Below are 21363 nucleotides of genomic sequence, written 5' to 3'. Positions count from 1 at the left end.
GAGGAACGCGAATGAAGAAGGGCCTTTCAGGGCTGTCGCGCCGCGACTCGATCAAGGCTGCGGCCATGGCTTTCGCCGCTGCGGCGATCGCGCCGCGCCTGGCTTTCGCCGACGAGAAAGCGGTCGCTGCCGAGATCAAGAAGCTCTACGGCGACAAGAAGATGGCGCAGGGCAAGATCAAGCTCGACGTCCCGGAAATCGCTGAGAACGGCCTCGTCGTACCGGTCAATGTCGAGGTCGAAAGCCCGATGACGGATGCCGATTACGTCAAGGCGGTCCACGTCTTCGCCGACGGCAATCCGCAGCCCGGCGTGGTCAGCTACCAGTTCACGCCGGCCTGCGGAAAGGCTTCCGCCGCGACCCGCATGCGCCTCGCCCAGACGCAGGATGTGATCTGCATCGCCGAAATGTCGAACGGCGACCTCTACTCCGCCAAAGCGAATGTGAAGGTCACGATCGGCGGCTGCGGCGGCTGACAAGCCGACCCCGCGAAACGACGAAAAAAGGCGAGGAAACCATGAGCACGAAACCGACGCCCCGCGTCCGCGTCCCGGCCAAGGCTGCGCCCGGCGAGATGATCGAGATCAAGACGCTGATCTCGCATGAAATGGAATCCGGGCAGCGCAAGGACGCCAGGGGCGAGACGATCCCGCGCAAGATCATCAACAAGTTCACGGCGAGCTTCAACGGCAAGCCGGTCTTCGTCGCGGACTGGAACCCGGCGATCTCCGCCAACCCCTACCAGTCCTTCTTCTTCAAGGCCGCCGAGTCCGGCGAGTTCACCTTCGTCTGGAAGGATGACGACGGCTCCGATTACACGGCCAAGAGCAAGCTGACTGTCGGCTGACGCCGGTCCCTGCCGGCGCGCGCCGAGGGCGCCTCCGGATCCGCTTCGACCATCGATCATCTCCCGGGGCGCGACATGCGCGTCTCCGAAGGACGACACATGATCTCAAGACGCGAATTTCTTCAGGCGACGGCCGCGGCGGCGGCGATCACCGCCGCCTCGGGGCTCGGTCCCCTCGGACGTGCGGCCGCACAGCAGAAGCTTTCGCAGGCCGACATCCTGCGCTTCGATCCGCTGGGCACGGTCACCATCCTCTACCTGGCCGATATCCATGCCCAGCTCGTGCCGCTGCATTTCCGCGAGCCCTCGGTCAATCTCGGCGTCGGCGAGGTCAAGGGCCTGCCGCCGCATCTGACCGACGCCGCCTTCCGCGATTACTTCAAGATCGCCGCGGGAACGCCCGACGCCTTCGCTCTCACCTCTGACGATTTCGTCCAGCTTGCGCGCAACTACGGCCGCATGGGCGGGCTCGATCGTATCGCGACGCTGGTCAAGGCGGTACGGGCCGAGCGTGGCGACGGCAACGTGCTGCTGCTGGATGGCGGCGATACCTGGCAGGGCAGCTGGAGCGCGCTGCAAACCAGGGGCCAAGACATGGTCGACGCCATGACAGCGCTGAAGGTCGACGCGATGACCTCGCATTGGGAGTTCACGCTCGGTGCAGACCGGGTCAAGGAGATCGTCGAAACCGCGCCTTTCGCCTTCCTCGCGCAGAATATCCGCGACAAGGAATGGAACGAGCCGGTCTTCCCGCCGCGCAAGATCTTCGAGAAGGGCGGCGCCAGGATCGCCGTGATCGGCCAGGCCCTGCCGCGCACCGCCATCGCCAATCCGCGCTGGATGTTCCCGGACTGGGAGTTCGGTATCCGCGAGGAGGAACTGCAGAAGCAGGTGGACGAAGCCCGCGCCGAGGGCGCCCAAGTCGTGGTGCTGCTCTCGCATGATGGCTTCGACGTCGACCGCAAGCTCGCTTCGCGGGTCAAAGGTATCGACGTCATCCTGACGGCTCACACCCATGACGCGATGCCGGGATTGATCCGCGTCGGCGACACCGTGCTCGTCGCGACCGGCTCGCATGGCAAGTTCCTGTCGCGTCTCGATCTTTCGGTGAAGGACGGCAAGCTCGCCGATCTCCGTTTCAAGCTGTTGCCGGTTTTCGCCGACGCGATCGCGCCCGACCCTGAAATGGCTGCCTTGGTGACGAAGCTGCGCGAGCCCTTTGCCGCCGATCTCGCCAGGGAGATCGGCCGGACGGACGCGCTGCTGTATCGTCGCGGCAATTTCAACGGCACCTTCGACGACCTGATCTGCGATGCGATGATGCAGCAGCGCGACGCCGAGATCACGCTCTCGCCGGGCTTCCGCTGGGGCGGCTCGCTGCTGCCGGGCGAGGCGATCACCTGGGAAGCGATCACCAATGCCACCGCCATCACCTATCCGAACTGCTACCGGATGGAAATGACCGGCCAGCAGCTCAAGGATGTGCTGGAGGACGTCGCCGACAACATCTTCCACCCCGATCCTTATTTCCAGGGTGGTGGCGACATGGTCCGAGTCGGCGGCATGGGCTACGCGATCAACGTCGCCAAGCCGATGGGCAGCCGCATCTCCGAGCTCACCCACCTGAAATCCGGCCAGCAGATCGAGGCGGGCAAGCACTATGTCGTCTCCGGCTGGGCGAGCGTCAACGAAGGTACGCAAGGTCCGCCGATCTGGGACGTGGTGCGCGATCATGTGGCCGCGACCAAGACGATCGCGCCGAAACCCAACAACGCCGTGAAGGTCAGCGGCGCATGAGCGCCGCGACCGCCTGGCCGCGAAACTGATCGGAGGACATGAGAGAATGACCTCGCACGCTGACAATCCGGCGCCGAGCCGGCGTGGTTTCCTCGGTGGCGCCGCATTGGCCGGTGCCGGCCTCGCGACGGCAGGCGTCGCCCGCGCGGAAACGGCCAAGCCCGATCCGCTGATTACCGAGGTGCAGGATTGGAACCGCTATCTCGGCGAGGGGGTCGACAAGCACCCTTACGGTTCGCCCTCGCGCTTCGAGAAGAATGTGATCCGTCGCGACGTGCCCTGGCTCACGGCCTCGCCGGAATCCTCGGTGAACTTTACGCCGCTGCACGATCTCGACGGCATCATCACGCCCTCGGGGCTGTGCTTCGAGCGTCACCATGCTGGCATCGCCGATATCGACCCGGCTAACCACAGGCTGATGATCCACGGTCTCGTCGACAAGCCGCTCGTCTTCACCATGGAGGACATCAAGCGGATGCCGCGCGAGAATCGCGTGCACTTCCTCGAATGCGCGGCGAATTCCGGTATGGAATGGCGCGGGTCGCAGCTCAATGGCTGCCAGTTCACCCATGGCATGGTCCACAACGTCATGTATACGGGCGTGCCGTTGAAGGTGATCCTCGCCGAGGCGGGGCTGAAGCCCAGCGCGAAATGGCTGATGCTGGAAGGGGCCGACGCTGCCGGCATGAACCGGTCCCTGCCGCTGGAGAAGGCGCTCGACGATGTGCTCGTCGCCTTCGCCATGAACGGCGAGGCGCTGCGCCCGGAGCAGGGCTATCCGCTGCGTGCGGTCATCCCGGGCTGGGAAGGCAATCTCTGGGTGAAGTGGCTTCGCCGCATCGAGGTCGGAGACATGCCGTGGATGGCGCGCGAGGAGACCTCGAAATACACCGACTTGCTGGCGGATGGGCGCTCGCGCCGCTTTACCTTCATCATGGATGCGAAGTCGGTCGTCACCAACCCTTCGCCGCAGGCGCCGCTGAAGGCCAGGGGCCGCAATGTGCTCTCGGGTCTCGCCTGGTCGGGCCGCGGCACCGTCAAGCGTGTCGACGTCACCTTGGACGGCGGCAAGAACTGGCAGCAGGCCCGCATCGACGGCCCTGTTCTCGATAAATCGCTGACGCGCTTCTATGTCGATTTCGATTGGAATGGCGGCGAGTTGCTGGTGCAGTCGCGCGCGATGGACTCGACCGGCTACGTCCAGCCGACGAAGGAGGAACTTCGCAAGATCCGCGGCGCGAACTCCATCTACCACAACAACGGCATCCAGACCTGGCATGTGAAGCCGAACGGGGAGACCGAGAATGTCGAAATCTCCTAGGATCGCGCTGCTCGCCGGCGCGGCCGGGCTCGTGGTCGCCATTGCCGGGCCCCTGCTGGCACAGCCCGCGCACAAGCAGCATTCCCAGCCGAAGCATCCCCATGTCGTCCAGTCGCAGCCGCCCGGCGGAGGCCCGGCGGCTCCCGCCAGGACGGGTCTCGGCCGCGAGGCGCTGCCCGAGGAAGTGAAGGCCTGGTCGATCGACGTCCGGCCCGATGGCAAGGGCCTGCCGCCGGGCAAGGGCACGGTCCGCCAGGGCGACGAGATCTTTCAGGCGCAATGCGCCAGCTGCCATGGCGAGTTCGGGCAGGGCAATGGTCGCTGGCCTGTGCTCGCGGGCGGGCAGGGTTCGCTCAAGGACGACCGGCCGGAGAAGACGATCGGCTCGTTCTGGCCCGATCTCTCGACGGTTTACGACTACATCCATCGCGCGATGCCCTTCGGCAATGCGCAGTCGCTGGAGCCGGATCAGGTCTACGCGCTGACGGCCTATCTGCTCTATCTGAACGACATCGTGAAGGACGAGGATTTCGAGCTCTCGGACAAGAACTTCACCTCGGTGAAGCTGCCGAATGCCTCCGCCTTCTATGACGACGACCGCGAGACGGCGGAGAAGTCGTTCTGGGGCAGGCAGCCCTGCATGAAGGACTGCAAGAGCGAGGTGCGGATCACCGGGCGCGCCACTGTGCTCGACGTGACGCCGGACTCCAAGACCGCGCCGAAAGTCGATTGATGGGGATGGCCCAGGGCGCGCCCGGCTGGATTGGCTTTGCCGCCGTGGCGGCAGGGCTGGCTGTCGGGCAGGCCCATGCCGCGGGCGATCGCGCGCTCGGTGAATATCTCTCGGCGGAATGCGCGACCTGTCATGGCAATGCGCCGAAGGCCGGCGCCATCCCTGGGCTCGCGGGAATGCCGGTGGATCAGTTCACTGCATTGATGGATGCCTATCGCTTGGGAGACCGGGACAACGCCGCGATGCGCAACGTCGCCCGGCAGCTTTCCGCGGAGGAAGTTGCGGCTCTGGCCGCCTATTACGAGGGGCTGAAAACGGCCCCCTGACCGTCGATATGCGGCGGCGAACAGGGAGGAAGACGATGACGGATTGCGCTGGGATACCGTCGCGCCGCGGGCTGCTCGCGGCTGCGGCTTCTGGCTTGGCCGCCGCTGCGACGGCAGCCGCGGCCGCTCCGCCACAGGTCAGCCTGGCGGATCTCAAGAAGGAGGCCGATGTCGCCTGCCTATACCACTGCGATTTTGGCGACCCGCAGCGTTTCGTGCAGATGCTGACGAATATTTCGAACCATTATTCGGCTTATGGGGCCGATCCCTTCGCCTTGCAGATCGTCGTCGTCGCCCATGGTGCAGGCGTCAAGTTCTTCCTCAACTCCCTGGAGGGAACGAGTTGGGCGGACGAGGCCATGGTGCCGAAAATCTTCGAACGGGTCGAGGATGTCGCCAAGAGCGGCCTGCGGATCCACCTCTGCGAGATCACCTTTCAGCGTAACAGGATCGACAAGGCCAAGGCGCGTGACGCGTCCTTCATCAGCTTCGTGCCCTCGGGAGTGGCTGCCGTCGCGGCGCTGCAATCCAAGGGCTTCACCTATATGAAGATCGGTTAGCGCCATGCGGATCGATCGCAGGGGATTGATGCGCTCCGGCCTCATCGCCGCGGCGACGCTGGCGGCGCCTGCCGTGCTCGGCCAGGCCAGGGCGCGCGTGGTGGTGATCGGCGGCGGTGCCGGCGGGGCCACGGCCGCCCGCTACCTGGCCAAGGACGCCGACGGGGCCCTCGCCGTAACGCTGGTCGAGGAGAACGAGCTCTACCACACCTGCTTCCACTCGAACCTCTATCTCGGCGGGTTCAAGAGCTACGACGAGATCACCCATCGCTATGATGCGCTGGTGAGCCGGCACGGCATCACGCTCGCCAGGGCCCGCGCCACGCAGATCGATCGAGACAAGCGCGAGGTCGTGCTCGCCGACGGCCGCAGGCTGCCCTACGATCGCCTCGTCGTCTCGCCCGGCATCGACCTCAAATATGATTCCGTTCCCGGTTGGTCGAAAGCCGGGGAGGAGGCGATGCCCCATGGCTGGAAGCCGGGAACGCAGACGCAGCTCATCAAGCGCAAGCTCGATGCCGTGCCGAATGGCGGCACCATCGTGATGATCGCGCCGCCCAATCCCTATCGCTGTCCGCCCGGACCTTATGAGCGCGCCTCGATGTTCGCCCATGTGCTCAAGAGCAGCGGCCGGGGCGATGCGCGAATCGTCATCCTCGATCCCAAGGAAAGCTTCTCGAAGCAGGGAGTCTTCCAGGAAGGCTGGGAGGCGCATTACGGCACCATGATCGAATGGCTCGGGCCGAAGGTGCATGACGGCATCAAGTCGGTCGATCCGGCGACGAACACCGTGGTGACCGGCTTCGAAACCTACCGCGACTGCGCCTTCGTCAACGTGATCCCGGCGCAGATGGCCGGCGAGATCGCGCGCAGCGCCGGCCTTGCGCCTATGGGCGGCTATTGTGCGATCGACCCCGCGACGATGAAATCAACGGCCGATCCGAACATTTACGTCCTCGGCGATGCCTGCATCGCCGGTGATATGCCGAAATCCGCCTTCGCGGCCAACAGCCAGGCCAAGGTCGCGGCAATGACGATCCGCGCGGAGCTCACGGGCGCGCGCAGCTTTCCGCCGCGCTATCTCAACACCTGCTGGTCGTTGGTCGAGACCGACGACGCGATCAAGGTCGGCGGGCGCTACGAGCCGCGCGACGGACGCATCGCGGCGATCGAGACTTTCGTGTCCCAGAACGGCGAAGCGGCCGAGCTTCGTAAGCAGAACGAGGTCGAGAACCTGTCCTGGTATGCCGCGATGACGGCCGACATGCTCGGTTAGCGCAGCTTTTTCCTGTTCACACCGCCACAGAGGAATCCGATGAAGACGTTGATCCCCGTTCCCTTCCTGCTCGCACTTGTCGCGGCACAGCCGGCCCCTGCGCAGGATGTCTCCGCCGGCGAGCGCTCCTTCAATAAGTGCAGGGCCTGTCACCAGCTTGGTGAGACGGCTAAGAATGGCGTCGGTCCGGAGCTGAACGGCCTCTTCGGGCGCCATACGGGCTCGGTCGAGGGCTACAGCTATTCGACGGCGAACAAAGCGGCGAATCTGACCTGGGACGAAACCAATTTCGCCGAATACATCAAGGACCCGAAGGCCAAGATCCCGGGAACGAAGATGGTCTTCGCGGGCATCAAGAACGAGAAGGAAATCATGGATCTGACGGCCTTCCTCAAACAATTCGGCAAGGACGGCAAGAAGATGTGATTTCCAGACCGGCCGCCATCCGGCGGCTGGTCTCCCGTTCGCGGCCTTCCACCTGCGCGTCGCAGCCTCGGTCTCGATTCAAGGCGTTCGGATAAGCAAAACCGAAATCAGATGTCGACGGTCGCGTTCAGCGCGTTCGTCTGGATGAACTCGCGTCGCGGCTCGACGACATCGCCCATCAGCTTGACGAAGAGATCGTCGGCCTCGTCGTTCTGGTCGTTCTTGACCCGCAGCAGCGAGCGCACGTCGCGGTCGAGCGTCGTTTCCCAGAGCTGGTCGGGGTTCATCTCGCCCAGTCCTTTGTAGCGCTGCAGCGCGACGCCCTTGCGACCGATGGTCGAGACCGCATCGAACAGATCGCTCGGCCCATTGATCGTGAAGGAATCACCCTTGCGGGCGAGCGTGCCGGGCTTGGCATAGGCCTCCTGCAGCGAGAGCGCCGCGGCATCGAGCTTGCGGGCCTCGGCGCTGGCGAGCAGGCCGGCATCAATCGTCGCCGCCTGCTTCACGCCGCGGACCATGCGCGAGAAGACGAAGCCGCCTTCGCTGACCTTGCCTTCCCAGCCGCGCTCCAACTCGTCAGAGATCGCATCGAGCCGGCGCGCGACATAGGCTGCGGCCTCGTTCGCCTGCGCCTCGTTCTCCTCGCTCACCGGATGCAGCACGCCGGCGATCGCCATCTGCTCGACGACGCGCCGGTCATAGCGCGAATGCAGCTGCGACAGCGCATTGCGCACGTTGCGAGCTTCCTCGATCAGGACGCGCAGATCCGCGCCGCCGCGCTCGATGCCGTCGCCGGTGCGGAAGGTGGCGCCGTCGACCGTCGAGTCGACCAGATATTGCTCCAGCGCCCGCTCGTCCTTCAGGTAGACATGGCTCTTGCCGCGTGCCGCCTTGTAGAGCGGAGGCTGGGCGATGAAGAGATGGCCGGCATCGATCAATTCCGGCATCTGCCGGTAGAAGAAGGTCAGCAGCAGGGTACGAATATGGGCGCCGTCGACGTCGGCGTCGGTCATGATGATGATCTTGTGGTAGCGCAGCTTCGCCAGGTTGAAGCCGCCCTGTTCGGCATCGGCCCGGCCGATGCCGGCGCCGAGCGCCGTGATCAGCGTGCCGACCTGGTCGGAGGAGAGCATCTTGTCGAAGCGGGCTCGCTCGACGTTCAGGATCTTGCCGCGCAGCGGCAGCACAGCCTGGTATTCGCGGGCGCGGCCCTGCTTGGCGGAGCCGCCGGCCGAGTCACCCTCGACGATGAAGAGTTCGGACTTGGCCGGGTCGCGTTCCTGGCAATCAGCCAATTTGCCCGGAAGCGAGGCGATATCGAGCGCGCCCTTGCGGCGGGTGAGGTCGCGTGCCTTGCGGGCGGCCTCGCGGGCGGCAGCGGCTTCCGCCACCTTGCCGACGATGGTCTTGGCCTCGCTCGGATGCTCTTCCAGCCACTCGGAGAGCGCCTGGTTGACGACGTTCTCGACGACCGGGCGGACTTCAGAGGAAACCAGCTTGTCCTTGGTCTGCGACGAGAACTTCGGATCGGGGACCTTGACCGAGACGATCGCGGTCAAGCCTTCGCGGCAGTCGTCGCCGGTCAGCGAGACCTTTTCCTTCTTCGAGATGCCCGAGCTCTCGGCATAGCCGGTGACCTGGCGCGTCAGCGCGGCTCGGAAGCCGGCGAGATGGGTGCCGCCGTCGCGCTGCGGAATGTTGTTGGTGAAGCAGAGCACGTTCTCGTGGTAGCTGTCGTTCCACCACAGGGCGACATCGACGGTGATGCCGTCCTTCTCCGAGGTCAGCATGATCGGCTTTTCGATCACCGCCGTCTTGGCCCGGTCGAGATAGCGCACGAAGGCTTCGACGCCGCCATCATACATCAGCTCTTCACGGACCACCTCGGCATGGCGGGCATCGGTCAGCACGATTCGCACGCCCGAATTCAGGAAGGCGAGCTCGCGCAGCCGGTGTTCCAGCGTCTTGTAGTCGAACTCCACCATGGTGAAGGTCTCTTGCGACGGCAGGAAGGTGACCTCCGTGCCGCGCTTGTCGCCCTGCGGGCCGACCACCGCGAGCGGCGCCACCGCGTCCCCATGGCGGAATTCCATGAAATGCTCATGCCCGCCGCGCCAGATGCGCAGCTTGAGCGAGACCGAGAGCGCATTGACGACGGAGACGCCGACGCCGTGCAGGCCGCCCGAGACCTTGTAGGAGTTCTGGTCGAACTTACCGCCGGCATGGAGCTGGGTCATGATGACCTCGGCCGCCGAGATGCCTTCCTCGCTGTGGATATCGGTCGGGATGCCGCGGCCGTTGTCGGTCACGGTGACCGACCCGTCGGCATTCAGCGTCACCGTGACGAGGTCCGCATGTCCGGCGAGCGCCTCGTCGATCGCGTTGTCGACGACTTCGTAGACCATGTGGTGCAGGCCGGAGCCGTCATCGGTGTCGCCGATATACATGCCAGGCCGCTTGCGAACGGCATCCAGACCCTTGAGAACCTTGATGGAATCGGCGCCGTAGTCGTCTGGCTGGGCGCTGAGCGCGGCATCGGTCATGAAGTGGTCCCTGAGCGGGCGAGCGAGTGCCCGCGATGATCCTGATTCGAAAGGACAATATAGGGGTAGACGATGGCTTTTTCACGCGCATAGGCGCGCGTGTGCGAGTCGGCGCGTTGATGCCGGTGTCTTCGGCGTCGGAACAGAGCGTCATGCTCGGGCTTGACCCGAGCATCGCATGCCGATGGAGGCTCCGGCGTTGCCGCATGTCAGAGATTCTCGGGTCTACGCTTCGCTCCGCCCGAGAATGACGGCTGCCCAGGCCGGAGCGCCTACCCCCGAAATTCCGTTATCGCCTCGATGAAGGCCTCGCCATATTGCGCGAGCTTGCGCTCGCCGACGCCTTCGATCGCGCGCATCTCTTCGAGACCGAGCGGCCGCTCGCGCGCCATCGCGATCAGGGTCCGATCGGTGAAGATGATGTAGGCCGCGACGCCTTCCTCGCGGGCGAGCTGAAGCCGAAGCTTGCGCAGATGCTCGAAGAGGGCGGCCGTGCCCTCGTCGAGACCGTCGGCGCGGGCGGCATCGCGCTCTCCGCGGCGGGAGCGACGCTCGGCGAAGGGATCGGCCCTGAGCGCGATGCTCTCCCGGCCGAACAGGATGTCCTCGCCCTTCGGCGTCAGGCGGAAGCCGCCATGCTCGGTGCTGGCCTCGGCCAGCGCGCCGGCGGCGAAGAGCTTGCGCGTCAGCCCGGTCCAGGCCGCCTTGGGCTTGTCCGAGCCGACGCCGAAGGTCTTGAGCCCGTCATGGTTCTGGCGGCGGATCGTCTCGGTCGCCGTCCCAGTCAGGATGTCCGCGAGGTGACCGGCGCCAAAGCGCTCGCCCGAGCGGATCACGGCCGAGAGCAGTTTTCGCGCATCGAGCGTCGCGTCCTGAAGCGCCGGCGCCTCGGCGCCGCAGAGATCGCAGCGGAACGGGGCCTGGCCATGCCTGCAGGGTGGCGTCTCCTCGCCGAAATAGCTGAGCAGCGCGCTGCGCCGGCACAATGCATTCTCGCAGAGGTCGATCATCGCGTTCAGGCGCTTGTGTTCGATGCGCTTGCGCTCATCGTCGACCGGCTTCTCGTCGATCTGGCGGCGGCGGAGCGCCATGTCGTCGACGCCGTAGAGGGTGAGCGTGTCTGCCGGCAGGCCGTCGCGGCCGGCGCGGCCGATCTCCTGATAGTAGCTCTCGATCGAGCCGGGCATGTCGGCATGAACGACGAAGCGCACATCCGGCTTGTTGATGCCCATGCCGAACGCGATGGTGGCGCAGACGACGACGCCGTCCTCCTGCAGGAAGGTGTCCTGGTTGCGGTTGCGCTCCGCCTGCTCCAGCCCGGCATGGTAGGCGAGCGCGTTCCAGCCCTTCTCGCGCAGGCCTTCGGCGAGCCGTTCGGTCTTGTTGCGCGACGAGCAGTAGACGATGCCGGAGCCGTTGCGGTGGCGCCGCAGAAAATCGTCGATCTGCCGACGCGGCTGATCCTTCGGCGCGAAGGCGAGCTTCAGATTCGGCCGGTCGAAGGAATGCACCACCATCTGCGGCGGCTGCGGAAAGAGCTGGGCGGCGATGTCGGCCTGGGTCTGCCGGTCGGCGGTGGCGGTCAGCGCCGTCACCGGCACGCCGCCAAGTGCTTCGCGCGTCTTGGCGAGCAGCCGATATTCCGGGCGGAAGTCGTGGCCCCATTGCGAGACGCAATGCGCCTCGTCGATGGCGAGCCGCGTCACCCCGATGCGCTTGAGGCGCGAGACCAGCCCCTCTCCGGCAAGCCGCTCCGGCGAGACGAAGAGGAGCCGCAGATCGCCCGCGTTGAGGCGGTCCCAGGCCTCGGTGGCCTCGCTCTCGCTGTTCATCGAGTTGAGCGAGGCAGCCGGCACTCCGGCCCGGACGAGCTGGCCGACCTGATCGCGCATCAGCGCGATCAGGGGCGAGACGACGAGAGTGAGGCCGCCCGCGACCAGCGCCGGGAGCTGGTAACACATCGATTTGCCGGAGCCGGTCGGCATCACCGCGAAGACGTCGCGGCCGGTAAGGGCAGCTTCGATCACCTCCCACTGGCCGGGGCGGAAATCATCGTAGCCCCACACGGATTTCAGGATCGCGCGGGCTTCTGATTCGCGGGATGGCGACATGGGGAAGGGGTGTGCCGCAGCCGGACGCGCTTGGCCAGTCTTTCGCCCGCCTAGCCGCGCGCCGCCAACAGATGAACGAGTGCGGTCAATGCGAAGATCGCGGCGATCAGCCTCGACGGCCAGGGCCGTAGATCGAACCAGATGAATTGCAGGACGAGCCTCAGGCTCCAGAAGCCGGCACCGGCCAAGGGTAGCAGCGGCTGGGCGCTCGCTTGCTCCGACTGCCAGAGCAGCGCCGCCCCATAGGCGAGGAAGATGAAACCCAGCATGACGTTGAGCGTCTGGGTGATCGCGGTGTTCAGGCTGCCGGAGCGCTCGAGCTTCTCCGGCCAGCCGAACAATCGCCAGAAGGCGGCGTGGAACAGGGCGAAGCCGAGATCGAGCAGGCCGGCGGCCAGCAGCACGACGGCTCAGCTTCGCGTCGCGATGGCTGCTGCGGCGCCAGCCATCACGCCGCCGGTCGTCCGGTTGATCCAGCGCATGGCGCGCGGGCTGGCGACGAGGCGCCGTGCCCGATCGGCCGCATAGGCATAGGCCAGCATCGTCCCACCGAGGATCGGCGCGATCAGCGCCATGACTTCCAGATAGGCGAGCGGGGTCAGCGCGTTGAGATCGATGACCAATGGCAGGATCGACAGGAAGAAGATCATGACCTTGGGATTGCCGAGCGTCAGCGCGATGCCGCCCAGGAACAGGCGGATGCCCTCGCCGCGCGCGGCGGGGGAAGGTTTGGGCGGCTCGGCCGGAGCCGTCCAGGCTTTGAAGGCGAGATAGATGAGATAGATGAGATAGGCACAGCCGGCATATTTGATCGCGACGAAGACGCCGTGGAAGCTCTGCATGAGGACGCTGAGGCCGAGCGCCGAGAGCGTGAACCAGACGAGGTCGCCTGCGACGATGCCGGCGAGGAAGGGCAGGGATCGCCGAAAGCCGGTGGAGAGGGAGCGTGCGACGAGAGCCGCAATCGCCGGCCCGGGCGAGGCGACGGCGAGGAAATAGACGCCCGCGAACAGGGCGAGGCTGGCGAGTTCCATGGGCGTCTCCCGATTTATCGAGATGCTAACAGCGACGCTCCGCCCCGTCCCATCGCAAGACGTGGTCCGATCGATCAATCCAGCGGGTCGGCCCGGCCCGGCGTGATCGCGAAACGCTGCGCGCCGGCCGGCAGGTCGCCGAACAGGGCGGCGTCGGCGCCGGTCATCCAGACCTGGCAGCCCAGCCCGGTGAGGCCCTCGTAAAGCGCCGCGCGCCGGCGCGGGTCGAGATGCGCGGCGATTTCGTCGAGCAGGACCAGCGGGGCGATGCCGTTCATCGCCGCGACGAGCCGGGCATGGGCCAGCACCAGCCCGATCAGCAGCGCCTTCTGCTCGCCGGTCGAGCCCTGTCCGGCCGGGATGTCCTTCGGTCCGTGGCGGACATCGAGATCGGAGGCCTGCGGGCCTGCGAGCGTGCGCCCGGCTGCCCGGTCGCGATGGCGGCCCTGGCGCAGCAGGTCGCGATAGGCGTCCTCCGCATCGATGGCCGGCAGGCGGGCCACGAGTTCGTCGATCTCGCCCGAAAGCGTGATATCGGCATAGGGGAAGGGCGAGGCTTCATCGCGGGTCTCGGCTATGATCGCGGACAAACGCGCCACTGTCTCGGCGCGCGCAGCCGCGACGGCGACGCCGAGTTCGGCGACCTCGCGTTCGATCGCGTCGAGCCATTGGGCCTGTCCAGGGCTTTCCTCGAGGATGCGGTTGCGCGAGCGCAGCGCCCGTTCCAGCGCATTCGAGCGGGTGGCGTGGCCCGGGTCGATCGCCAGCACCAAACGGTCGAGGAAGCGGCGGCGGTCGCCGGCGGAGCCCCGGAACAAGCCGTCGAGATCGGGCGTGAGCCAGACCACGCGCAGATAGTCGCTGAAGGCGAGCGCCGAGCCGACCGCGGCACCGTCGATGCGGGCGAGACGCGGCCGGCGCCCCTCCGCGTCGAGGGGGCCGAGGCCGATGCCGAGCCGACCAGCATCCTCGGCGAGCGTGATCGAGGCGGCGAAGGAACCGTCGCCACCTTGCCGCGCCATGACTGAAAGCTCGGTACGGCGCAGGCCCCGTCCCGGTGTGAACAGCGAGAGCGCTTCGAGGATATTGGTCTTGCCGGCTCCGTTCTCGCCGATCAGCGCAACGATTTGGCCCCCGACCGGAAGATCGAGGGCCTCGTAGGAACGGAAGTCCTGCAGGATCAGGCGCGCGACGGCGGCCATGGGCCGCTCGTTCAGACGCGCATCGGCATCAGCACATAGAGCGCGGAAGCGCCTTCGCGATCCTGGATCACGGTCGGCGACCCCGGATCGGCGAGCTTGAGCAGGGCGGTGTCGCCGTCGAGCTGGGCGGCGATGTCCATGAGGTAGCGGGCGTTGAAGCCGATATCGAGCGGGCTGGCTTCATAATCGACCTCGATCTCCTCGGTCGCCGAGCCGGAATCCGGATTGGTGACGGAGAGCGTCATGCGCCCGTCAGCCATGGAGAGCTTCACGGCACGGCCACGCTCCGACGAGATGGTCGAGACGCGGTCGACGGAAGCGGCGAAATCGCCTCTGTCTACCGTCAGCCGCTTGTCGTTCCCACTCGGGATGACGCGCTGATAATCGGGGAAGGTGCCGTCGATCAGTTTCGAGGTCAGCACCACGCTGGCGGTCGCGACGCGGATCTTCGAGCCGGAAAGCTCGACCGCGACTTCGCTCTCGCCGTCTTCCAGCAGCTTCTGGATCTCGGCCACGGCCTTGCGCGGCACGATCACGCCGGGCATGCCGACCGAGCCCCGCGGCGCCGCGATGTCGACGCGGGCGAGCCGGTGTCCGTCCGTCGCCACGGCGCGCAGCACCGGGCGGCCATCGACGTCGATGGTGTGGAGATAGATGCCGTTGAGGTAGTAGCGCGTCTCCTCGGTCGAGATCGCGAACTGTGTCTTGTCGATCAGCCGCTTCAGCTCGCCGGCCGGCAGCACGAAGCGATGCGCCATCTCGCCTGCGGTGATGTCCGGGAAATCGCTCTCCGGCAGTGTCTGCAGCTGGAAGCGCGAGCGGCCCGAGCGCAGCACAAGGCCGCTATCGCCGGTCGTCTCGAGCGAGACCTGCGCGCCGTCGGGCAGCTTGCGGACGATGTCGTAGAGGGTATGGGCGGGAACCGTCGTGGCACCGGGCTCGGCTGCGTCGGCCGGAATCGTCTCCACCACCTCGATGTCGAGATCGGTCGCCTTGAGCCGCAGGCCGTTCTCGGAGGCGCTCAGCAGCAGGTTCGACAGGATCGGGATCGTGTTGCGGCGCTCCACCACGCGATGCACGTGGCCAAGCGACTTGAGCAGCGTGGAACGTTCGACCGTGACCTTCATGATTGTCTAGTCTTCTGGCGCTAGCCGCCCGGGCATGGCTGCCCGGGCCGATGAATGGCCAGCGACATTGCAGGACGCGGGGCGGGCGCGCAAGACCTGTGCGCTCCGGCAGCCACAACCTTTGGCGGCAACGGGCGCGTGCCCGCGTATCGGCCCGAAAAGTGGAGCCCACCTTTCGGGCGAAGTCGACACTTCGACAAAGGGATAGACCGCTTCACGCCCGGAGGGACGCAGGGCGATCTGTCCGCGCCGGGCTCACTCCTGCAGCATGCGCTTCAGGAGATCGACCTCGTCATGCAGCGAGCGGTCCTCGCTGATCGCCTTCTCGATCTTGCGCACGGCGTGCAGCACCGTGGTGTGATCGCGTCCGCCGAAGCGGCGGCCGATCTCGGGCAGCGAGCGCGGCGTCAGCGCCTTCGACAGATACATCGCGATCTGGCGCGGCTTGACCACTGCCGCGGTGCGGCGCTCCGAGAGGATGTCGGCGCGGCTGACATTGTAGCGCGTCGCGACGAGCTTCTGGATGTCCTCGATCTTGACCCGGCGCGGCTCGCGCGTCCGAACGAGATCGCGGATTGCGGACTCTGCCGTTTCCAGCGTTACGAGTTGGCCCGACAGCGTCGCGTGGGCGAGCAGGCGGTTGGCGGCGCCGTCGAGATCACGGCCGTTGGTCGTGACGACGCGAGCGACATAGGCGATCACATCCGGGCTGACTTGGAAGTTCGGATGGGCGCCCTGCAGCGCGTCCATGCGGGTCGCCAGAATCTTGACGCGCAGGGCCTCGTCGAGCTCGCCGACCTCGACGACGAGGCCGCCGCCAAGCCGCGAGCGGATGCGCTCATCGAGCGCTTCCAGTTCACCGGCGAGGCGATCGCCGGCGACGACGATCTGCTTGCCGGCATCGAGCAGTGCGTTGATCGTGTGGCCGAACTCCTGCTGGATCGACTTGCCCTGGATGAACTGCACGTCGTCGACGATGAGCAGGTCGATGCCGCGCAGCTTCTCCTTGAAGGCGAGCGCGGTCTGCGACTTCAGCGCCGCGACGAAGCCATACATGAAGCGGTCTGCGGTGAAGTAGGCGACGCGCTTGCCCTGGCGGCGCGCTTCCTGCGCCACAGCCTGCAGCAGATGCGTCTTGCCGAGGCCGACGCCGGCATGGAGATAGAGCGGGTTATAGGGGCTCTGGCCCGCCGGTGCGCCGGCGATGCGTTCGGCCGCCGCGAAGGCGAGCTGGTTCGACTTGCCGACGACGAAGCTCTGGAAGCTCATGCGCTTGTCGAGCGCAGTGCCGCAGGCATCGACGAGATCGGATTCGCAGGGTTGAGCGCCGCCAGCGGCAGCCGGCCGGGCGGCTTCGGCCGCGACGGGGGAGGGCGTCGTGGCAGGCCGGGCGCGCAGGGCGGCGTCGACGCGTGGTGCGACGACCGTGGTTTCGCGCGAGACCGTGCGAACCGAGAGCAGCACGCCCCCCGGCGCCGGCAGCTCCGCCATGCAGTTCACCCGCAGGCGCTCAGCATAATGCGCCTCGAGCCAGCTCTTCAGGAAGCGGGTCGGGACCGTGAGATAGGCCACGCCCTCGACAATGCCGGCGAGCTCGAGCCGGCCGAACCAGCTGGAGAAGACGTCTTCGCCAAGCTCGGCGCGCAGGCGCCGCCGAACGCGTTCCCAGGCGTCCTGAACCGAAACCTCGTCCAGCTGAACCCCGGCGGCCTCGTCAGCCGCGATCACCACCACAGACGCTGTATCGACCGTATCACCGAGTTCCTGTCGCTCGAACATCAATGGCCCCATTCTTTGAAATGCACGCGCCTTCGGAGCGGCGGCCACAGGGCGGCCGCGTTCCTGGCACTGTTGTCCGGTTAAAAAAGGATCCCGTCCTGTCGGGCGCTTTATCGCCCGCAGGTTCCGATCCATGCTCTGTCGATTACGCTTGGAAGGCTCGTCGAGGGACGATGCCGCCCTTTATCTCAACACTAAAAGACAAAGGAGCTACATCCTCCAACCTCCATGGTCGCGAGCCAAAACGCTTATCATCTCTGGAAAACGCCTGGCGGTCATTGCTGTCCGCCGGGCGATGAAGGGACCTTACAAGGCGCTCTCGACGGGCTGCAACATCCCTTTCAGCCGGCTTCGAAGACTTGGCCTGCGAGGTGGCTCCGCCAAAGCGAGGCTGCGCCCTGCAATTGGTTGGGGAACTTAAGATTTTCTTGATGCCCGGCTCCCCTGCACGCCGCGAATCTTTTTTTCGCTGGTCTCGAAAAGCCCGCCGCAGAGTCGCCGCGATTCTACTCGCCAAAATCCTTTGCCCACTAAGGTGATGATAATACAGGTCTTTTTGTGAGCGGCGGAGTCTGTTGCGGAGGCCGATTTTTCGCTCTGAAGCGCGCCTGAGAGTCAAGTCCGCAAACCCGTGGAAAGCCTGCGGAAATGGCTTGCGGGCGAGGTTTTTCTGTTCCGTCGACGCATGTGGCCGAGTCGCAACAGGAGAGGCTTTAGCCAACGAAAAAGCCCGGCCGCAAGGCCGGGCTTTTCGCCGTCGAAACAGACGGATTTTTACGCTCAGGAAGCCAGCGCGCCGATGCGGTGAGCAAGGCGGGAAACCTTGCGCGAGGCGGTGTTCTTGTGAACCACGCCCTTCTGCGCAGCGCGCATGATCTCGGGCTGAGCAGCCTTCAGGGCCTCGGCTGCGGCAGACTTGTCGCCCGAGGCGATCGCCTCCTCGACCTTGCGCAGGAAGGTGCGCATCCGCGAACGGCGGGTCTTGTTGACCTCGGTGCGGCGGGCGATCTTGCGCGTAGCCTTCTTGGCCGACGTCGTATTGGCCATCGAAACGTCCTCGTTCTCATCGCGGTTGGGCGCCTGGCATTATTGCCGGCGGGCCTGGCCGCTTCCTTGCTGGAAAAACGTGAGCGGCGGCCGAGCTTGCGCGGGCCGCCGCGAGTGGTGGGGCTATAGTCGCTTGCGACACCGCCGTCAACGCCGGAATCGCTTTCGCCGCGCTATCCTCACGCGGAGGGCGCGATGAAGCGGGCGAAGCTCGCCAGATCGACGTTGCCGCCGCTGATGATGACGCCGACGCGCTGGCCTTCGACCGGAACCTTGCCGGTCAGCGCCGCGGCTGCGGCGAGACAGCCGGTCGGCTCGACCACGAGCTTCATCCGCTCGGCGAAGAAGCGCATGGCCTCGATGAGCTCGGCGTCGCTGACGGTGACGATGTCCTCGACCAGCGCCTGGATGATCGGGAAAGTGCGATCGCCCAGGAATGCGGTCTGCGCGCCGTCGGCTATGGTCTTCGGCACGCCGATCGTGACGATCTTGCCGGAGCGCAGCGACTGCTGGCCGTCATTGCCGGCCTCGGGCTCGACCCCGAAGATGCGGCAATTGGGATTGAGCGCCTTGGCCGCCAGGGCAGCCCCGGCGAGAAGCCCGCCGCCGCCGAGCGGCACGATCAGGATGTCGAACGGCCCGGCATCCTCGATCAGCTCCTTGGTCGCGGTGCCCTGGCCGGCGATGACGTCGGCATGGTCATAGGGCGGGATCAGCGTCAGCCCGCGCTCGGTGGCGATGCGGTTGCCGATCTCCAGCCGGTCCTGGGTGTAGCGGTCGTAGCGAACGACCTCGCCGCCATAGCCCTGGGTCGCCTCGACCTTCGCCTTCGGTGCGTCTTCCGGCATGATTATGGTGGTGGGTACGCCGAGCAGCTTGCCGGCATAGGCGATGGCCTGGGCGTGGTTGCCTGAGGAGAAGGTGAGCACGCCCGCCTTCTTCCGCTCGGGGGAGAGCGCGGAAATGGCGTTGTAGCCGCCGCGGAACTTGAAGGCGCCCATGCGCTGCAGGTTCTCGGGCTTGAAGACGAGGCTCGCCCCGCTGCGCCGGTTGGCCGTCGCCGAGCTCATCGCCGGGGTATGATGCGCGACGCCCTTCAGGCGCTCGGCGGCGAGCTCGACATCGGCATAGGTCGGTAGCGTGATGCCCTCGGGGGCGGCGATGCGGGCTGCGGTGGTCATGGGTTTCGTCCTGCTGATGAAGGTGCATCGTGTCAGCAGGGCGGGGCCGGGTTCAAGTCAAAGATCGACGCCCCGGCCATGCATGGAGGTGATCGGTCGTGCGCGCCGGCGCGGCGTCGGCCCGCACGCGCGGCGTCAGGCGTTCTTGAAGTCCGGCTTCCGCTTCTCGGCGAAGGCGGACATGCCTTCCTTCTGGTCGGCGGTGGCGAAGAGCGAGGAGAAGACGCGGCGCTCGAAGCGCAGGCCTTCCTGCAGCGTCACCTCGAAGGCACGCTCGACCGATTCCTTCGCCATCAGCACGGAGGGCAGGGACTTCGCCGCGATCGTCTCGGCCGCCTTCAGCGTCTCGGCCATCAGATCGGCGAGCGGCACGATGCGGGCTACGAGACCGGAACGCTCGGCTTCCTCGGCATTCATCATCCGGCCTGTGAGGATGAGGTCCATCGCCTTGGCCTTGCCGACCGCCTTGGTCAGGCGCTGGGTTCCGCCGGCGCCGGGGATGACACCGAGATTGATTTCGGGCTGACCGAACTTCGCATTGTCGGCCGCAATGATGAAGTCGCACATCATGGCGAGCTCGCAGCCGCCGCCGAGCGCGAAGCCGGCGACCGCCGCGACGATCGGCTTGCGGCGCTGGCCGATCCGGTCCCAATCCGCGAACTTGTCGTCGAGATAGGTGCCGGGAAAGGTCCGGCTCTGCATCTCCTTGATGTCGGCCCCGGCGGCGAAGGCCTTCTCGGAGCCGGTGATGATGATGCAGCCGATGCCGGCATCCTTTTCGAAGCCGTCGAGCGCCGCGTTGATCTCGCCGATGAGCTGGCCGTTCAGCGCGTTCAGCGCCTGCGGACGGTTGAGGGTGATCTGCCCGACCTTGCCCTTGGTCTCGACGAGAATGGTCTCATAAGCCATGGCGGCCTCCCCGATGATGCTGTCGTCGCAGCTTTAGCGGGCCGGCAAGGCTCAAGTCCATGCGCGTTGCGCGCATCCGCGCATTCGCACCCGGGATCAGGGGCTCGTCATGCTCGGGCTTGACCCGAGCATCTCCTGCAGAATGAGGCACCCGTGCCTTTCCGGCCTGAGATTCTCGGGTCAAGCCCGAGAATGACGCGAGGTCCTCACCGTCGTGGCTGGCAGCTCTCGCAATAGAAGGTCGAGCGGCCCGACTGCACCAGCCGCTTCACCGGCTGACCGCAGCCCGGCGTGAGGCAAGCCTCGCCCTCGCGGTCATAGACCCGGAAGCGATGCTGGAAATAGCCGAGCGAGCCGTCCGCATGGGCGAAGTCTCTGAGCGTCGAGCCGCCGGCCGCCACCGCCTCCTCCAGCACCTCGCGGATGATGCGGGCGAGTTCATGCGCCTTGTCGCGTGGGCGGCCGGTCGGCGTCGCGATCGTCCCGGCTTCCGCCTCGGGATGAAGCCCGGCGCGGAACAGCGCCTCGCAGACATAGATATTGCCGAGACCGGCGACGAGCCGCTGGTCGAGCAGCGCGGCCTTGAGCGGAGCGATCTTGCCGGCGAAGAGCTTGGCCAGCATTTCGCCGGACAATTCGTTGCCGAGCGGCTCGATGCCCATGCCCGAAAAATGCTTCGACGTTGCGAGCGCGGCACGTGGCACGAGGTCCATGAAGCCGAAGCGACGCACGTCGTTATAAGTGATGCGCGCGCCCGTCCCCATCTCGAACACGACATGGTCGTGGATCAGGTGCCGGCCGATTTCATTATAGTAGGAGCCCGGCTCGGTCGGGGGCGTGCCGGGCGCCTCGACGATGAAGCGCCCGCTCATGCCCAGATGCATGACCAGCGCCTCGCCGTCGTCGAGATCGGCGATCAGATATTTTGCCCGGCGCGACAACGCCTCGATGCGTCGGCCGGTCAGCCGCTCGGAGAACCGGTCGGGCAACGGAAAGCGCAGATCGGGCCGGCGCTGCTCGACGCGCGCGAAGCGCTCGCCCAGCATGGCAGGCTCCAGCCCGCGCCGGACGGTTTCGACCTCGGGTAGCTCGGGCATGAGTTGAGACCTTCGTAAAGCCTGCGTCGAGACGGGCCGCGACA

20 protein-coding genes are annotated in these 21363 nt (G+C 66.1%); 9 read left to right on the top strand and 11 right to left on the bottom strand.

From position 1 onward, the window contains the following. The first annotated feature begins 11 nt into the window (after positions 1–11). The 9 genes from soxY (at position 12) to AC1DE3_RS19135 (ending at position 7286) form a co-directional block, all read left to right on the top strand. Positions 12–476: a thiosulfate oxidation carrier protein SoxY gene (gene soxY / locus AC1DE3_RS19175; RefSeq protein WP_476780039.1), complete on the top strand. Its 465-nt coding sequence runs from the start codon at positions 12–14 to the stop codon at positions 474–476. A gap of 41 nt (positions 477–517) precedes the next feature. Continuing rightward, positions 518–847: a thiosulfate oxidation carrier complex protein SoxZ gene (gene soxZ, locus AC1DE3_RS19170; RefSeq protein ID WP_476780038.1), complete on the top strand. Its 330-nt coding sequence runs from the start codon at positions 518–520 to the stop codon at positions 845–847. Between the two features lie 99 nt (positions 848–946). After that, the gene (soxB, locus tag AC1DE3_RS19165; protein ID WP_476852664.1) at positions 947–2644 is read left to right on the top strand and encodes a thiosulfohydrolase SoxB; all 1698 of its coding nucleotides are present in this window, start codon (positions 947–949) and stop codon (positions 2642–2644) included. Positions 2645–2690: 46 nt separating this feature from the next. Further along, complete coding sequence (soxC, locus tag AC1DE3_RS19160) at positions 2691–3965, top strand: sulfite dehydrogenase (protein ID WP_441509872.1); 1275 nt, start codon at positions 2691–2693, stop codon at positions 3963–3965. After that, positions 3949–4698, top strand: coding sequence for a c-type cytochrome (locus AC1DE3_RS19155; protein ID WP_476780036.1), 750 nt, complete (start codon positions 3949–3951; stop codon positions 4696–4698). Before soxC ends, AC1DE3_RS19155 begins: the two co-directional genes overlap by 17 nt. A gap of 5 nt (positions 4699–4703) precedes the next feature. Next, positions 4704–5024 carry a c-type cytochrome gene (locus AC1DE3_RS19150; protein ID WP_476780035.1) on the top strand — a complete coding sequence of 107 codons (321 nt, stop codon included), beginning with the start codon at positions 4704–4706 and terminating at the stop codon, positions 5022–5024. Positions 5025–5059: 35 nt separating this feature from the next. Then, positions 5060–5584 (top strand): DsrE family protein, encoded by a 525-nt coding sequence (locus AC1DE3_RS19145; protein ID WP_476780034.1) that lies wholly within the window; start codon positions 5060–5062, stop codon positions 5582–5584. Positions 5585–5588: 4 nt separating this feature from the next. Continuing rightward, a complete protein-coding gene (locus AC1DE3_RS19140; protein ID WP_476852663.1) occupies positions 5589–6860 on the top strand; it encodes an FCSD flavin-binding domain-containing protein in 1272 nt (423 codons plus the stop codon). 39 nt (positions 6861–6899) lie between these two features. After that, positions 6900–7286 (top strand): c-type cytochrome, encoded by a 387-nt coding sequence (locus tag AC1DE3_RS19135; protein WP_441509867.1) that lies wholly within the window; start codon positions 6900–6902, stop codon positions 7284–7286. 107 nt (positions 7287–7393) lie between these two features. On the opposite strand, the gene gyrB is transcribed toward AC1DE3_RS19135, so the two are convergent. From gyrB to mutM, 11 genes are all read right to left on the bottom strand, one after another. Beyond that, positions 7394–9832, bottom strand: coding sequence for a DNA topoisomerase (ATP-hydrolyzing) subunit B (gene gyrB / locus AC1DE3_RS19130; protein ID WP_441509866.1), 2439 nt, complete (start codon positions 9830–9832; stop codon positions 7394–7396). 272 nt (positions 9833–10104) lie between these two features. Further along, positions 10105–11943: a DNA helicase RecQ gene (gene recQ / locus AC1DE3_RS19125; protein WP_476780032.1), complete on the bottom strand. Its 1839-nt coding sequence runs from the start codon at positions 11941–11943 to the stop codon at positions 10105–10107. Positions 11944–11993: 50 nt separating this feature from the next. Next, on the bottom strand, positions 11994–12347 hold the full coding sequence (locus tag AC1DE3_RS19120) for a hypothetical protein (protein ID WP_476852662.1): 354 nt from the start codon (positions 12345–12347) through the stop codon (positions 11994–11996). Positions 12348–12353: 6 nt separating this feature from the next. Further along, a complete protein-coding gene (locus tag AC1DE3_RS19115) occupies positions 12354–12977 on the bottom strand; it encodes a LysE family translocator (RefSeq protein ID WP_476852661.1) in 624 nt (207 codons plus the stop codon). A gap of 74 nt (positions 12978–13051) precedes the next feature. Further along, entirely contained in the window at positions 13052–14179 is a 1128-nt protein-coding gene (gene recF, locus AC1DE3_RS19110; protein WP_476780031.1) for a DNA replication/repair protein RecF, read from the bottom strand. Positions 14180–14190: 11 nt separating this feature from the next. Further along, complete coding sequence (gene dnaN / locus AC1DE3_RS19105; RefSeq protein WP_476852660.1) at positions 14191–15306, bottom strand: DNA polymerase III subunit beta; 1116 nt, start codon at positions 15304–15306, stop codon at positions 14191–14193. A 255-nt stretch (positions 15307–15561) separates the two neighbouring features. Further along, entirely contained in the window at positions 15562–17085 is a 1524-nt protein-coding gene (dnaA, locus tag AC1DE3_RS19100) for a chromosomal replication initiator protein DnaA (protein WP_441509860.1), read from the bottom strand. 780 nt (positions 17086–17865) lie between these two features. Next, positions 17866–18132: a 30S ribosomal protein S20 gene (gene rpsT, locus AC1DE3_RS19095; protein ID WP_149131629.1), complete on the bottom strand. Its 267-nt coding sequence runs from the start codon at positions 18130–18132 to the stop codon at positions 17866–17868. A gap of 179 nt (positions 18133–18311) precedes the next feature. After that, the gene (locus AC1DE3_RS19090; RefSeq protein ID WP_476852659.1) at positions 18312–19313 is read right to left on the bottom strand and encodes a threo-3-hydroxy-L-aspartate ammonia-lyase; all 1002 of its coding nucleotides are present in this window, start codon (positions 19311–19313) and stop codon (positions 18312–18314) included. 135 nt (positions 19314–19448) lie between these two features. Then, on the bottom strand, positions 19449–20222 hold the full coding sequence (locus tag AC1DE3_RS19085) for an enoyl-CoA hydratase (RefSeq protein WP_476780029.1): 774 nt from the start codon (positions 20220–20222) through the stop codon (positions 19449–19451). A gap of 206 nt (positions 20223–20428) precedes the next feature. Then, positions 20429–21319, bottom strand: a complete 891-nt coding sequence (mutM, locus tag AC1DE3_RS19080; protein ID WP_476780028.1) for a bifunctional DNA-formamidopyrimidine glycosylase/DNA-(apurinic or apyrimidinic site) lyase — start codon at positions 21317–21319, stop codon at positions 20429–20431. Positions 21320–21363 lie beyond the last annotated feature (44 nt).

The organism is Allobosea sp. 10L417, from assembly GCF_056395485.1.
Note: the sequence above shows the minus strand (reverse complement) of the source record. Positions and strands in the feature narration are given on the sequence as shown.